This is a genomic window from Listeria aquatica (genome assembly GCF_014223975.1).
Taxonomy (GTDB): Bacteria; Bacillota; Bacilli; order Lactobacillales; family Listeriaceae; genus Listeria; species Listeria aquatica.
In genome coordinates this window covers 54,847-69,779 of the sequence record NZ_JAARRM010000004.1, presented here as the reverse complement: position 1 = coordinate 69,779, position 14,933 = coordinate 54,847, and the positions used below count along the sequence as shown (strand labels likewise).

The 14,933-nt window shown below is 40.1% G+C and carries 14 protein-coding genes; 1 reads left to right on the top strand and 13 read right to left on the bottom strand.

Features of this window, described 5'->3' with window-relative positions; translation table 11 throughout:
- Window positions 1-50: 50 nt before the first annotated feature.
- The 9 genes from HB912_RS10045 to HB912_RS10005 form a co-directional block, all read right to left on the bottom strand.
- Window positions 51-866 (bottom strand): DUF4822 domain-containing protein, encoded by an 816-nt coding sequence (locus HB912_RS10045; protein WP_425324774.1) that lies wholly within the window; start codon window positions 864-866, stop codon window positions 51-53.
- 233 nt (window positions 867-1,099) lie between these two features.
- Window positions 1,100-1,783, bottom strand: a complete 684-nt coding sequence (locus HB912_RS10040) for a DUF3153 domain-containing protein (RefSeq protein ID WP_185374272.1) — start codon at window positions 1,781-1,783, stop codon at window positions 1,100-1,102.
- 3 nt (window positions 1,784-1,786) lie between these two features.
- Window positions 1,787-2,473 (bottom strand): YjjG family noncanonical pyrimidine nucleotidase, encoded by a 687-nt coding sequence (locus HB912_RS10035; RefSeq protein ID WP_185374270.1) that lies wholly within the window; start codon window positions 2,471-2,473, stop codon window positions 1,787-1,789.
- A 123-nt stretch (window positions 2,474-2,596) separates the two neighbouring features.
- On the bottom strand, window positions 2,597-4,255 hold the full coding sequence (locus HB912_RS10030; protein ID WP_185374269.1) for a peptide ABC transporter substrate-binding protein: 1,659 nt from the start codon (window positions 4,253-4,255) through the stop codon (window positions 2,597-2,599).
- 196 nt (window positions 4,256-4,451) lie between these two features.
- Entirely contained in the window at window positions 4,452-5,015 is a 564-nt protein-coding gene (locus tag HB912_RS10025) for a GNAT family N-acetyltransferase (RefSeq protein WP_185374267.1), read from the bottom strand.
- 70 nt (window positions 5,016-5,085) lie between these two features.
- Window positions 5,086-6,603: a cardiolipin synthase gene (gene cls, locus HB912_RS10020; protein ID WP_185374265.1), complete on the bottom strand. Its 1,518-nt coding sequence runs from the start codon at window positions 6,601-6,603 to the stop codon at window positions 5,086-5,088.
- Window positions 6,604-6,832: 229 nt separating this feature from the next.
- Window positions 6,833-8,719: a PTS fructose transporter subunit IIABC gene (locus HB912_RS10015; protein WP_185374263.1), complete on the bottom strand. Its 1,887-nt coding sequence runs from the start codon at window positions 8,717-8,719 to the stop codon at window positions 6,833-6,835.
- Complete coding sequence (gene pfkB, locus HB912_RS10010) at window positions 8,716-9,639, bottom strand: 1-phosphofructokinase (RefSeq protein ID WP_185374261.1); 924 nt, start codon at window positions 9,637-9,639, stop codon at window positions 8,716-8,718. The genes HB912_RS10015 and pfkB overlap by 4 nt, the downstream gene beginning before the upstream one ends.
- Entirely contained in the window at window positions 9,636-10,391 is a 756-nt protein-coding gene (locus tag HB912_RS10005) for a DeoR/GlpR family DNA-binding transcription regulator (RefSeq protein ID WP_185374260.1), read from the bottom strand. Before HB912_RS10005 ends, pfkB begins: the two co-directional genes overlap by 4 nt.
- 252 nt (window positions 10,392-10,643) lie before the next feature.
- Between HB912_RS10005 and HB912_RS10000 the strand changes: the two genes are divergently transcribed.
- Window positions 10,644-11,018: an iron chaperone gene (locus HB912_RS10000; protein ID WP_185374258.1), complete on the top strand. Its 375-nt coding sequence runs from the start codon at window positions 10,644-10,646 to the stop codon at window positions 11,016-11,018.
- Between the two features lie 75 nt (window positions 11,019-11,093).
- Here the strand turns inward: HB912_RS10000 and HB912_RS09995 are convergent, their stop codons facing one another.
- The 4 genes from HB912_RS09995 to HB912_RS09980 form a co-directional block, all read right to left on the bottom strand.
- Window positions 11,094-11,618 carry an HdeD family acid-resistance protein gene (locus HB912_RS09995; protein WP_036070638.1) on the bottom strand — a complete coding sequence of 175 codons (525 nt, stop codon included), beginning with the start codon at window positions 11,616-11,618 and terminating at the stop codon, window positions 11,094-11,096.
- A 133-nt stretch (window positions 11,619-11,751) separates the two neighbouring features.
- Complete coding sequence (locus HB912_RS09990) at window positions 11,752-11,958, bottom strand: heavy-metal-associated domain-containing protein (RefSeq protein WP_185374256.1); 207 nt, start codon at window positions 11,956-11,958, stop codon at window positions 11,752-11,754.
- 27 nt (window positions 11,959-11,985) lie between these two features.
- The gene (locus HB912_RS09985; RefSeq protein WP_185374254.1) at window positions 11,986-14,445 is read right to left on the bottom strand and encodes a heavy metal translocating P-type ATPase; all 2,460 of its coding nucleotides are present in this window, start codon (window positions 14,443-14,445) and stop codon (window positions 11,986-11,988) included.
- A 17-nt stretch (window positions 14,446-14,462) separates the two neighbouring features.
- A complete protein-coding gene (locus HB912_RS09980; protein WP_036070646.1) occupies window positions 14,463-14,903 on the bottom strand; it encodes a CopY/TcrY family copper transport repressor in 441 nt (146 codons plus the stop codon).
- Window positions 14,904-14,933: the final 30 nt, after the last annotated feature.

Here is a 14,933-nt window from a genome sequence, read left to right as displayed (position 1 = left end):
CTCCTAGAAAAAAGAAGAAAAGGTCTTCCCTTTTCTTCTTTTCATCTTAATCAAAATGTAAATGCTGGTTTAAAATCACCTTGATACGGCTCGTGTTCAACAAAGACTGTAATCGCTTCGCCAGCTGCATTTTTTCCTTCTCGTTTATACGTAAAGCGTTTCGAATTTAGCTCAGTGATTTCAAGAACAGCTCCATATTTATTTGTTCCAATTGAAGCATGTGCTCGAATTTTGTTATGACGAAGCACATCAAAGTAACCAAAATCGCCTCGTGTTTCTCCCGTTTCAAGATCAAAGAATTCATATTGGTTCGTTCTAGCATCGAATTTTGCAAGACTAATGAAATTTTGATTATATTTTGTCACATCTTTCCCATCAGCGTCAACTACTTTTGTGCCATTCCATAAAGTTTTTCCTAAAAGATTCGCCCCAGATTCATTTCTCACAATTTTCCCAGTTTGCGTGGAAAGTTCCTCAAGCGGATTTGTGAAGCTTAATTTTTTCTCATGATAAGGAATATGGTCTACATAAACCTCAACTGGATTCCCTGCTTCATCTTTTCCCATTCGTTTATAAGTAAATTTTTGCTTGGTCAACTTAGTAATATCCACAACTGCTTGATAATTTTTCGTTTGCGAAATCAAAATTCGTTTTGTCCCGTTATTCGTTATGAAATAAGTTCCTGAATCCCCGCGACTTTCTCCTGTTTTTTGATCAAAGAATTCATAACGTCCATTCTTCTGATCATATTTCGCAAAACTGATAAATTCTTGATTTTCTTTTGTTAAATCTTTTCCATTTTTGTCATAAACTTTGGTTCCTTGCCAGTTTGTGCTCGATAAAATTTGATCTTTCTTATCACCCATTGTCTCACTGAAATGTCTCTTTTCCTTTGTACTTTCCGCCTGTGCTTGTTCCCCGTCTGCTTGCCCCATTCCACAACCTGAAATAATAAGCCCTGCTCCTAAAATAGCAATCATCATTTTTTTCTTCATTTTTTTCAGCTCCTCTTTCTTTGATAATTTTATTATAGGAGAGAGTTCTAAACTGCCGATAAACCAATTCTTAAATAATTCTTAAATCCCAAAAAAGCTTGCCCTCACTCGGACAAGCTTTTGCGTTTGTTTTTTCGCTTACGAACAACAACAAAAATGATTCCCGCAAGCACTATAAGTAGAATTCCTGCAAAAATAGCGATATTTAGCACATTCGGAACGCCTACTTCCACAAACAGTTTATTTTTTTGATCGAGTGGCACTTTCCAAGTTAGCTGTCCGCCATCTTCCCGGTCCGCATTGCTATCTTGAACTTGCGAAATTGGCAAATCGAGCACAAAAGTATAATCAATCTGTGCAAGCACTTTCTCTGGAATAGGGATTTCTCCACTGCCCAACTCTCCAATAAGTTTAGGAATATCCAAATTCGCTTCCACTCGGTAGGAAGTCATAAAAAAACCACGTTTCTCCCGAATTTTCACGCCATATTTTGCAAGTTCCTGCTTTGAAAGCGCCTGTTGATCCATTTCCTTCACTTTTTTACGAACTAGAAAATGTGTGGTTGACTCTTTTTTAACTGAAAAACCTTGCTCTTTCAATTTTGCTTGAATATCACCGCTGACCTGCTCAGAAAAAAGCCATGCTAGTTTCGAAAGTTTGATATCAAAAGTGAGTTCAGCGGAACGATCACGATTCACCTTCACTGTATTTGTCACACTAGCACAGCCAGCTAAAAATACGACTAGTACTAACAACCATAAAACAAGAATTCGTCCTTTTCCTTTCATCGCTTAACCCACAACAATCTTCGGAAGCTCTTCAAGCGATTCAATTTCAAAAGTTGGTGTGTTTTCAGAGCTATTAACATCTTTATGCGGATTAAACCAGCAACTATCTAGTCCAACTAAATTCGCCCCGCGAATATCCGAGCTAAGCGAATCACCAATAATCAGACTTTCTTGTAAAGAAAAAGCAGGAATTCGTTCAAAGCAATATTTAAAGAATTCAGGCATTGGTTTTTGAAACCCTGTATCTTCTGAGACAAAAATCCCCCGAAAATATTGATCCATTCCAGAATCCTTCAAACGTCTATATTGCGTCTTCGATACACCATTTGTCACGATATACAAATCAAATTCCCGGTACAACCTTTCAATTAGCGGTTTAGCTCCATCAATCAACTGATGCCCGTCTTCAAGAAACTCTCGGTACCGACTTTCCATCAAAAAGCCATCCACTTGTTTATTAAATTCCGCAAATACCCGTTTGAAGCGCGTATTTAAAACTTCTTCACGAGAAATTTCTCCACGTTCAAATTGACGCCACAAACCCGCATTCAGGTTTTTATACACCATTAAAAGCTCTTGACTAGCATCAATTTTTTCACTTTGAAACAAACGCTTTAAAGCACTATCTTCAGCCGCTTTAAAATCAAGCAACGTATCATCCACATCAAAAAGTAACGTCTTATACCCCATTTCCCAAGACTCCTCTCAAAACTCTATTCTCAACAAATCCTATCATAAAACGCGTCCCCTTGCCATTAAAAGTTTCCATTTAAAACGAAAACTTGCTGGCCTTTGGGCCAGCAAGTTCCTATCTTATTTCCATTCAATCCACTTATAGCTATAAGGAGCACCAAACAAGTGATGAACCATCCCAGTTAAGTTTGACTTTTGAAGTGCTGCCGTTCCATTTTGATAAAGTGGAGCGATCCCAGCATCATCTATCAAAATTTTCTCTGCATTAATCATCGTTTGCCACCGCTCTTCTGGTTTAGTTGCAAGCGTAGTTGAAGCTTCATTTAAAAGCTTATCATATTCTGCATTTGAATAATTCGCTCGATTATAGTTGTTGTTTGTAATTTGCGTCGCAAGGAATGTGATTGGATCTTGATAGTCTGGCCCCCAGCGCGTCAGTTGAAGCGTGTAATCCTTATCTTCATCCAGTTTTAGCCGTGACTTATAAGGAACCGCCTTAATTTTCACTGTCACACCGTCTAAGTTCGACTGCAAAGCATTTTGAATGAACTCCCCAGATTTCTTGTTAAAATCTTGATCATCGACAAGAAGTTCCACCGTAATTTTATCCAGTCCCAATTCTTTTTTCGCTGTTTTCCAGTATTCTTTTGCTTTTTTCGCGTCTATTTTAACTAACGCCCCACTTTCTTTCCGGAAATCTTCTTTAGTTTCTGGATTGAACGTGAATTTTTCTGGCACATACCCCTCAGCCGGCTTCGAACCATTTCCAAGAACAGTATCGACCAATTGTTCACGATCTAGTGTAAGTGCGAAGGCTTGACGCGCATTTTTATTCGCAAATAGGGTATCTTTTCCATCTAGTTTTTGATTAAATTTCAAATAGTAAACAAAAGCTTCTAGTTCAGTTTTATAATCCTGATCTTTTTGTTTTTGCTTAGCGTAATCACCTGTAAGCGTTGCCCGGTCCAGTTTTCCAGTATTGTAAAGATTGACCGCTGCACCAGGTTCTTTTACCACTTGCACATTAATTTGGTCCACTTTCGTTTGCTTTTTGTTCCAGTATTTATCATTTTTCTCGAACGTCCACTTTTTGCTTGTGTTCGTCCAGTCTTTCATCACAAAAGCACCATTATAAATCATATGCTCACTGTCTTTAGCATAATCTTTCCCTTGTTTTTCCACGTACTCTTGTTTTTGTGGATAAAACGTCGGGAAAGTAAGTAGTGAAAGGAAATAAGGCGTCGGTTGCTCAAGAGTAACCTCAAGCGTTTGATCGTCCTTTGCTTTTACCCCTAGTTCTTCAGGTTTTTTCTTCCCTCCAATAATATCCCCAGCATTTTTCACAACTCCTTCAAAAATACTAGCATATTCCGCAGCTGTTTCAGGATTCACAATGGTTTGCCATGCATATACAAAGTCATGTGCTGTAACAGGGCTCCCATCGCTCCACTTCGCATCCTTACGAAGCTTCATCGTATAAACCGTTTGGTCTTTATTCACTTCTGGTTCCCCGGCTGCAACACCTGGCGTCACTTGATCTTTTTGATTCAAGTAATAAAGTCCTTCAAAAGCTTGATTGATAGCTGTAAAACTCACGCCATCTGTGCCTTTCTTCGAGTCCATTGAAGGAATCTCAGCTAATTCCATCAGATTTACAACTTTCTTTCCATTTTCACTTGAGCCACTTTTCGAACTAGAATCACTGTTTCCTCCGCATGCAGACAAAACAAAGCTGATAATCATGATGCTCGAAATAAGCCAAATACCCTTCTTTCTCATACAAAACTCCCTTTCTTTTTTGTTAGTCACACGCGAAATAGTTGTTTTCAAAAATCATAATAGATTTTATACATCAAATTTTCAGTGTTTTTATATATTAGCATATTTATGATAAATAAAAAAGGGGAATTTTCAGTGTTTTTAAAAAAGATGCAAAAAAAAAGAAATCACAGCGATTAAACTGCGATTTCTTTTCTTAAATTCTTTTTTGCATATGGTCGTATAAGTGTCCACTCAAAACGATTTCTGAAGTGGCAATGAACCCTTGCCGTTGATAAAGCTTTTTGGCTTTCGGGTTGGCTTTATCGCAACTAAGACCGATTAATTTTTCACCTTCAGATCGAGCGATTTCCGGCAATGCTTCAAGCAGTTGCGTCCCGATCCCTTTACCGCGAAACCGAGAATCTGTCACAATCGAGTCTAAATACCATTCACCTGGAAATGTTTCTTTTTCAGTAAATACAGGAAACGTATAGTTCAACTTATTTCGTTTTGCGAGGGCTTGCCAAGGCTCATCAATAATTGGTTCATCTTCACCAGGATACCCCGCCACAACGCCTGCAATTTCGCCCTTTTCTTCAAAGACATGCATTCGGTTATATCCGTAGCGGTAATCAGGTACAGCAATTCCCTCTTGAAGAGTAGCTAAAATCGCCTCTTCAGAGTCTGCCTCAAAAATAGGAAGTTCCATATCCTTCCAAATAGTGAGTAAAAGTGGTGCGATTTGTTCAGCATCTGCTGGTGTCGCTTTTCGAATCATTTTATACAATCCCCCAAAACTAATTAACGTTAGGTTAATTATAACATGCTTCCAAAAATCCGTCTATGACTCATAAAATTGGTGAAAGCAAACTTGATAAGTTTTCTTTCATTTTCGTAAACGTAGATTTCTTATCCATATCAGCCATCGTATACAAATGGCTTTCTGCAAAATCTCGTTCAAAGTCTTGTTGCATTTTAAGAATGGCATCATCACGATCGTATAAAAAGACCATCAGTTCATGATTTAAACGGAAACTTCTTACATCAAAGTTTGCCGTTCCGACTGCACCACATTCGCCGTCGACAAGCACTTGCTTCGCATGGATGAAGGAATCATCACGATAAGCATAGACTTTGGCTCCCGCTTCAATCATTGTTTCAATATTTCCATTGCTACCATAAAAAGAAATGCCTCGGTCACCTTTTCCTGGCAAAATGATTCTCACATCAATCCCACTCATGGCTACACGCCTGATCACGGCAAGAGCTTCCTCATCTGGCACAAAGTAAGGAGAGGTTATCCAAACAGATTCTTTAGCCGAATCCATTAAATCAAGCAATGCATCTCGAACCCATTTTTCTTTATCATACGGTCCTCCGTAAATAACTTGCGCCCAGTTATCACCTACTGGTTCTGGTGAAAAGTATCTTGCTAATCCTGCAGAATCAACAAACGGCTTTGCAGAATCGGCCTTGTTTTCCATATACACCCAGTCAACCAGAAATGATTCTTGAAGCTCCATAACAGCTGGACCTTCAATTTTAATATGGGTATCACGCCAAATAACGAACTCTTTCGAATTACTTCGATATTCTTCTCCGACATTCAAGCCCCCTGTAAAGCCAATTTGACCATCTATGACCACCATTTTTCGGTGATTTCTCAAATTAGCTGTCCGCGCAATCCAGATAGAACCAAGCGGATCAAAAGCATGAATCTTAATCCCAACTTTTCGCATCGGCGCTAAAAAATGTTCCGATAATTTTGAGGATCCCCATGCATCATACATAAATTTCACTTCTACACCAGCTTCTGCACGTTCGATTAAAAGATCTCGGATTTCCTGTCCGATTGCATCTGACCGGTAAATATAATATTGAATATGGATATGATCTTGCGCTTGTCGCATTGATTCAAGTAAAGCAGGGAATGTTTCTTCTCCATTTGTAAGCAAGGTCAACCGATTTCCGTTAACAGGTTGAATCTGCGTAAGGTGCTCAATTCGTTTTGATAAATGTGGTGGTTTCTGACCCTTTGTATAGGGTGCTAACTCATGGATTGTATCTGTAATGCGATCCATTTCTTCAATCTGGTTGTGTTGAAAAATGCGATTTTGTGGATTTCTACCAAAGAACCAATAAATAATGACACCAAATATAGGTAAAATGAAGATTGCTGCAATCCAAGCAATTTTTGATGAAGTTACGCGACGGTCAAAGAAAAGCAACCGAATTGCAATAATCATCCCACAAAGCTCAACAAAAATACCGGCACTGTATAAAATAATGGATGACCATTGTTTTAAGACAAATCCAATAATCAGGATAAGTCCAATCAGTATGACTAACTGAAATCTTTTTTTCATTTTTTTTCCCCTTTTCCCAAGTTTCGCTTTCTATTGTATGTAAATTTCGTTTAAGATTCAATCTAAAACCCCATCTTTCAAAATTCTCCATCTAATAAAGCGAACCAAATTTAAAGATACCTTGAAATTGGGTAGATGGGTACTCAAAAAATAGTTTTTCAAAACAGGAATATTGATGACTTGCTAAAAAGACGTAGGTGAACAATCACCTACGTCAGACGGATAGATTTTATGCATTTTCACGTGGTTTCTTCCAAAGCCCGTAAATCAAGCCTGAGATGACCATCCCGATTAAAATTGCGGCTAAAAACATCAGCGGTTTATTCGCAAGGAAAGAAACAAAAATACCGCCGTGAGGTGCTGGTACATTGACAGCCCAAATTTGTGTAAGTGCACCAGCTACCGCTGAACCAATAACAGAAGATGTGATTACACGAAGCGGATCAGATGCTGCGAACGGAATGGCACCTTCTGTAATAAACGCGAGTCCAAGAACATAGTTTGTAATCCCTGATTGCCTTTCTTGTTCAGTAAATTTATTTTTAAAGAACGTTGTCGCAAGTGCAATCGCAAGCGGTGGAACCATCCCACCGGCCATAACAGCCGCCATAAATGCGCCATCGCCTGTCGACGTAAATACACCGATCGCAAATGTATAGGCTGCTTTATTAAATGGACCACCCATGTCGATCGCCATCATTCCACCAAGCACAAGTCCGAGAATAGCAGCATTTGCTGTTCCTAATCCTTCTAGTTGCGTTGTTAAGAACGAGTTGATTACCTTGAAAATCGGATTGACAATAAAGTACATCAAAGCCCCAGAAATTAAGAGCCCAAAAACAGGATAAAGCAGAATCGGTTTCAGTCCATCAAGCGAGCGCGGTAAGCCACGGAACAAGCGTTTCAAACCAACCACTACATAACCAGCTAGAAAACCGGCGGCAAGACCGCCGAGGAAACCTGCACCAGAATTAAGAGCCATCAAACCGCCTACCATACCAGGCATAAGTCCCGGACGGTCCGCAATACTGCTTGCAATAAAACCAGCGAGAATCGGAATCAGGAATAGAAACGCCCCAGTTTCTCCCCCAGAAATCGTCGAAAGCATATTGAAAATAGGACTTTTTGGATAAAATTGCTCGATTAAGAAGGAAATCGCCATAAGAATCCCGCCGCCAACAACAAATGGCAACATATGCGAAATCCCATTCATCAAATCTTTATAAATTTTGCTTCCAACTGAAACTTTTTCGCCCTCCGCTTCAGTTTGATCTCCATTTGGATCTGCGTGGTAAACTGGTGCTTCTTGTTTTAGTGCTCGATTAATCAATTCTTCCGGCTTACGAATCCCATCACTAACCGGCGTTTCCAAAACATGTTTCCCATCAAAGCGAGCCATCTCCACTTTTTTATCTGCCGCAACAATGACACCAGAAGCCCGTTCAATGTCTTCACTTGTCAACCGGTGTTTAATACCTTCCGAACCGTTTGTCTCAACTTTAATTTGCACGCCCATTTCCTTGGCTTTTGCTTTCAAAGCATCCTCTGCCATGTACGTGTGAGCAATCCCAGTTGGACAAGCTGTAACTGCAATAACAAGAGGCTCATCTGTTGCTTTTGCTTCTGCTGGCTTTTCAGGCTCAGCTTCCGCTTCTTCTGATTTCGCTTGTTCAGCATCAAAAAGTTGAACGACTTCATCCGGTGTTTGCGCATTTTTTAGGCTGTTTACAAAATCTGGATGCACAAGGAGACGAGATAAAGCAGCGAGAGTTTCAAGATGGGTTTCATTTGCCCCGTCCGTTGCTGCAATCATGAAAAACAAGTGTGCAGGTGCCCCGTCAAGTGATTCATAGTCAAGCCCTGCTTCGCTCTTTGCGAAAACAACAGTCGGCGTATTCACCGCTTTTGTTTTCGCATGTGGCATCGCAATCCCATCGCCAATTCCCGTTGAGCTCTGCGCTTCACGCTTCATAATTTGTTCTTTAAACAAAACGGGATCATTTATCTTTCCATGCTCTTCAAGCGAGGCAATCATTTCATCAATCGCACCTTCTTTTGTTGTCGCTTTTAAAGACATGATCATAACATCTTTACTGAGTAAGTCCGTAATTTTCATTTCGAATCCTCCATTTTTACGATTTCCACTTGCGGTAAGATTTCTTCAATCCGCTTCGCTTCTGCAAGATCAGTTGAAAAAGCTGTCGCAGTTCCTGTTGCAACACCAAGACGGAACGCTTCTACAGCATCACCAGACTGATGAAACTTCCCAACAAAACCAGCAATCATCGAATCTCCAGCACCTACAGAATTTTTCACTTTGCCTTTAATGGGTTTCGCAAAATAAACTTCGTCTCCTGAAAAAAGTAAGGCGCCGTCTCCTGCCATCGAAACAATCACGTGTTTCGCTCCCATTTCTAGACACTTTTTACCATATGGAATCAAATCTTCTTTTGTCTCAAAATTCACATGAAACAAATCAGCGAGCTCATGATGATTTGGTTTAATCAAAATTGGTTTTTTAGGAAGTGCAGCAAGAAGCTCTTCCCCAGTCGTATCAATCATGAAATCAGCATTTTTCGCCTGAGTAAATTCAATAATTTTATCATAAAAGTTTTTCCCAAGCGAAGGCGGGACACTTCCCGACAAAATCACGATATCGCCAGCACCAATTCCAGCAAGGGTTTCAAAAAAATGCTTTTGTTCGCTTTCTGTCACAACTGGACCAAGCCCGTTAATTTCGGTTTCTTCCCCAGATTTCAGCTTGATATTAATGCGCGTATCATCAAGAACTGGCGCAAAGTTGGTTTTTACCCCTTCTTTTTTCAACCAGTCCGCAATGAAACCGCCTGTGAAGCCTCCGAGAAAGCCACTCGCTTTTGACTCAATTTGAAGTTGACCAAGTACACGTGAAACATTAATGCCTTTTCCACCAGGAAGCTTATGGTCTTCCTTCATTCGATTTAATGCACCAATTGAAAAATTTTCTACTTCGACAATGTAATCAATCGAAGGGTTAAGTGTCACTGTATAAATCATTTTTCTACCTCGATTATCTTGGTTTTTTGGATAAAGGTTTCTCGGTTTTGTTCTTCCGGTAAAAAGTCTGTGATAATCACAGCTTGTTCCAGTTCAAACATTTTCGCAAAATTTGCTTCGCTAAACTTCGAATGATCCGCTAGCACAAAAGATTGTTCTGACAAATGAACTGCTGCCCGCTTTAAAAAAGCTTCTTCAGGGTCAGGCGTCATAAACCCACTTCGTTCATGAATGGCATTTGTCCCCATAAAAACTTTATCAAAGTGATAATTTTGGATATTATCAAGAGCCACAGCACCAATCACTGCTTTTGTATGAGCTTTCATTTTTCCGCCTAACAAGTAGCTATCAATTTGAAGCTGAACGAGCTTTTCAATATGCATCAAACCATTTGTGACAACGGTTACTTTCTTGTCCTTCAAAAAAGGAATCATCTCAATTGTTGTAGAGCCAGCATCCAAGTAAATAAAGTCATTCGTTTCAACTTGTTCCGCCGCATATGCAGCAATTTCACGTTTACTTTGAATGTTTTTGAAAGATTTTTCATTCATGCTTGGTTCCAAATTGTGTTGCTTCACAAGTTTAGCCCCGCCATGAACACGTTCAAGTAATCCATCTTCTTCAAGTTCAATCAAATCTCGGCGAATCGTCGACTCAGAACAATTGAGTTTTTCTACCAGATCCATTAACTTCACAACGCCAAAGTGCTCTAAAGTGCTAAGAATTCGTTCCTTCCGTTCTGCATTTAGCATTTCCTTTGCCTCCATCCATTTGTAGTTTACCATCATATTCATTCAAAAACAATCATTTTATTTCATTTTCATTCTTTTTTATTCATTTTCTATCTTCATTTTACCATAAAATAAAGAGCTAGCTTGTTCTTCTTTAAGCGCAATTCGTTGAAATGTGCTTTTTTACCCTGAAAATTGTGTTTTTTCTGGTGTTTTATAAAAGCGCTTGGTAGACTACTAATAAGCAAACCTTTTCGAATTAGGGGGATAAAAATGGAAACATTAACGGAATACTTAGACACGCTTGAAATACCAGAGCAGCGTGCACGCATGGTGGAGATTTTTGATTGGATAAAAGAAAGTTTCCCGGATCTCGTTCCAGTCATCAAATGGAATCAACCAATGTTTACTGACCACGGCACTTTTATCATTGGCTTCAGCACTTCCAAAAAACATATCTCGGTAGCGCCTGAGGTGAAGACCATGAAGAAATTTGAAGAAAAAATAGCAGATGCTCATTACGGAGCCACTTCTAACTTGTTTCGAATCACTTGGAAACAACCGACCAATTTCGATTTATTGAAAGAAATTATCGAATTTAATGTGACTGATAAACAAGATTATACAAAATTTTGGCGAGAAGCTTGATTGCGCAAGAACTGCAATACCGAAATAAAAGCACAAAAAAGGATTAGCTGTTTTCAGCTAATCCTTTTTTGGAACTTATTTCGATCTACCAGTTACAAATGCTGTAGCGATAGCACCGATTCCTTCGAGAATGAAGAAAAATCCCATCAACAAGACGATACCAAGTGCGCTCACAACTGGATTGAATAGGGCGATAAAACCAAGTATGATTCCAACAATCCCGATAAAGAGTACAAAGCCCCAACTTGAACCTCCAGCTTGTTTGAGCGTAAATGCGCCGATCGTCCGAACGATTCCAGCGAAAAGAACCCACATTGCAAACACAAGAATGAGCGATGCGGCTCCAGCAAATTGATTGGCCAACATCAAAATCCCAAGTAACGTTGATAAGATCCCGTCTGCTAATACCCAACCGGACAAGTGACGTTCACTTTCAGTAAAGTATGAAATGATGTGGAAAATCCCCGATATCAAGAGTAGTAAACCAATCACAACGTTTAGTGTCAACAAGGACGCTACTGGATTGAACATCACCCAGAATCCCATGATGATCATCGCTATTCCCGCTAGAACGATTAAAATTTTTGTAAAAGTCTTCATACATTTTCCCCTCTCTTCTTATTACTCTTGAATATTACCTCATTTTTAAGTTTTTGAAACCCAGAATTCCTCTTTTAAAAAAATAAAAAAAGGTGCCCTACTTACCTTTTAGGCAAATCGGACACTTTTTCTTTTAAATTTCAGCAACGACTGTAAACTTAGTTCCATCAAGCGCTTGATTCAAGCGTTCCACTGAAACCTCTTCTCCTGTCACTTTAGCTTGTTTCTTTTCTAGATCCACATCAACAGATGCAACACCTGGAATCTCTTCAAATGAAGATTTGACGATATTTTTGCAACCATCACATTTCATCCCACTAATACTGACCGTTTTTTCCATTTCCCATCTTCACCTCCTTCAAACTCATTATTTAGCTGGTTTAAACCGTTTTAAACGCAGTGCATTCATTAAAACTGATACCGAACTAAAACTCATAGCTGCCCCAGCAATCATTGGGTTGAGTAGTGGTCCGCCGAACAAATACAAAATTCCCATTGCAACTGGAATCCCCAGTACATTGTAAGCGAATGCCCAGAACAGGTTTTCACGAATATTTTTAATTGTTGCCTTGCTAAGTTCGACAGCTGTCGCCACATCAAGCAAATCACTATGCATCAAAACAATATCCGCTGATTCCATCGCAACATCCGTTCCCGAGCCAATCGCAATCCCAACATCAGCTTGTACAAGAGCTGGCGCATCATTAATGCCGTCTCCAACCATCGCTACTTTTTTACCATCTTGTTGAAGTTTCGCTACTTCACTCGCCTTGTCTTCAGGCAAAACCTCACTTAACACGCGAGTAATCCCCACTTGTTTCGCAATGGCTTCAGCTGTTTTACGATTATCCCCGGTAATCATAGCCACTTCAATGCCCATTTGTTGCAAAATTTGAATGGCTTTCTTGCTGCTAGGTTTGATGGTATCCGCAACCACGATAATTCCAACAAATTGATTGTTAAGCGCCACATACATAGGCGTCTTCCCTTGTTCGGCCAACTTTTCAGAAGTAGTTGCAAATTCGCCTAGCAGAATACCACGATCTGCCATTAGTTTTTGGTTTCCTAATAAAAGTGCTCCTGCTTCAACAACAACCTCAATTCCGTGACCAGGAATCGCTTTAAAATCTGAAATCGGTTCAAGATCTAAGCTCAACTCTTCAGAGCGAAGCAAAATCGCTTCCCCAAGTGGGTGTTCCGAACCTTTTTCCGCAGAAGCTGCCAACCGAAGAAGTTCCTGTTCGCTGATGCCCCTTCCGCTTACAACCACATCGGTCACGGCTGGTTTTCCTTCTGTAATTGTACCTGTTTTATCAAATACAATCGTTTGCAGTTTTTTCGTCGTTTCAAGCGCATCGCCACTCTTGATGAGCACCCCATTTTCGGCCCCTTTTCCAGTTCCTACCATGATTGCAGTAGGTGTCGCAAGACCGAGCGCACAAGGACACGCGATGACGAGCACAGAAATCGTAATCGTTAAAGCAAACACCCAAGATTCTTGCCCCAAGAAGAACCAAAGAATACCTGCTAGAACAGCTAGCCCAATGACAATTGGCACGAACACCCCAGAAACTTTATCAGCTAATTTTGCTATAGGTGCCTTGCTACCTTGGGCTTCTTCCACGAGTTGGATAATTTGCGCAAGTGCCGTTTCTTTTCCAACCTTGGTTGCTTCAAACGTAATGTTCCCATTTTTGTTCATACTTGCCCCGACCACTTCATCGCCAGGTTTCTTATCGACAGGCATACTTTCACCTGTTAGCATGGATTCATCAATTGAAGTTTTCCCTGCAAGCACAACGCCATCCACAGGAATTTTTTCACCTGGGCGAACTTGGATTAAATCCCCTTCTAACACTTCATCGATGGCAATTTCCATCTCTTTTCCATCACGCATCACACGTGCGGTTTTTGGTGCAAGTCCCATCAACGTTTTAATTGCTTCCGAAGTTTTCCCTTTCGATACAGCTTCAAAATACTTCCCAAGCGTAATCAACGTTAAAATAACCGCTGCCGATTCATAATAAAGCCCCATCGCAAAACTTGCATCACCTGTCCAAACTCGGATGGTTCCATATAAACTATAAAGGAAAGCTGCACTTGTCCCAAGCGCAACGAGCGAATCCATATTCGGATGCCCCTTAAATAAAGCTCTGTAGCCAACTGTAAAGAATTTTTGGCCTAAATACATCACTGGAAGCGTCAAAATGAGTTGTGTTGCTGCAAAAACAGAAGCATGTTCCTCTGGATTTAAAAAGCGAGGAAGCGGAAGTCCGAGCATGTGCCCCATTGCAATATACAAAAGTGGAACAGTAAACACACCAGAGATCCAGAATCTACGCCACATTTCTTGGATGCGTTTTTGTTTCTTATCGCGGTCATGATCCACATCAAGTGCCTGCCCTTGCTCTTCTTTAGCTCCGTATCCAGCATCTTGGACAGCCTTTTGAATCGCCGGAACAGATAAAACTTCTGGATTAAAATCAACGGTCATTTTTTCGCTAGCCAAGTTGACCGTAGCTTCGTTAACGCCTTCCAGTTTATTCACTGCTTTTTCAACCGTTTGTGCACAAGAAGCACAAGTCATTCCTTCAATATCAAAAATACGTTTTTGCGACTTAGAAACTGCTTTATAGCCAGCATCTTGAACGGCCCTTTCAATATCCGAAACGCTTAAAACAGCGTCATCATATTGAATGTTCAACTTCTCAGTCGCCAAATTAACAGATGCCTCACTTACGCCACTCAATTTTCCTGTCGCTTTTTCGACCGTTTGCGCGCAAGAAGCACAAGTCATTCCTTCGATATCAAATGTTTTACTTGCCATTTTCCCCATCTCCCTTGTCATTTCTCGTGGCATTTGCACTGTCCGGGAACACAATTGCAAGGCACACTTTCAACTGCCGTTTTTCGCTTTTCTTCAAGCAAAGCTTCAATTGCATCAATATCATCAAAGCTTAATTCACGTTCTGCAATAATTAGTTCTAGCAAATTTCCTGTTTTTTTATTACAAACCTTAGTTAGCAAATGTTCAGCTGCTTGTTTAATGCTAATGTTTTCTTCAACAAGCGGCGTATAAATATATTTGTTTCCTTCTTTACTGGTTTTTAGCAAGCCCTTTTCAACAAGTCTTGCTAAAAGAGTTTTTACAGTGGAAGGTTTCCATTCGGTTTTATGATCTAACACATCAATGATTTCACTGCTCGTTGTCTTTCGTTTTGTCCAGACGATTCGCATGATCTCCCATTCGGCATCCGTAATTTTTTCAATGACAGAAGCATCCATCGCTTTTCTCCTCCTTGTCTACATTTGTAA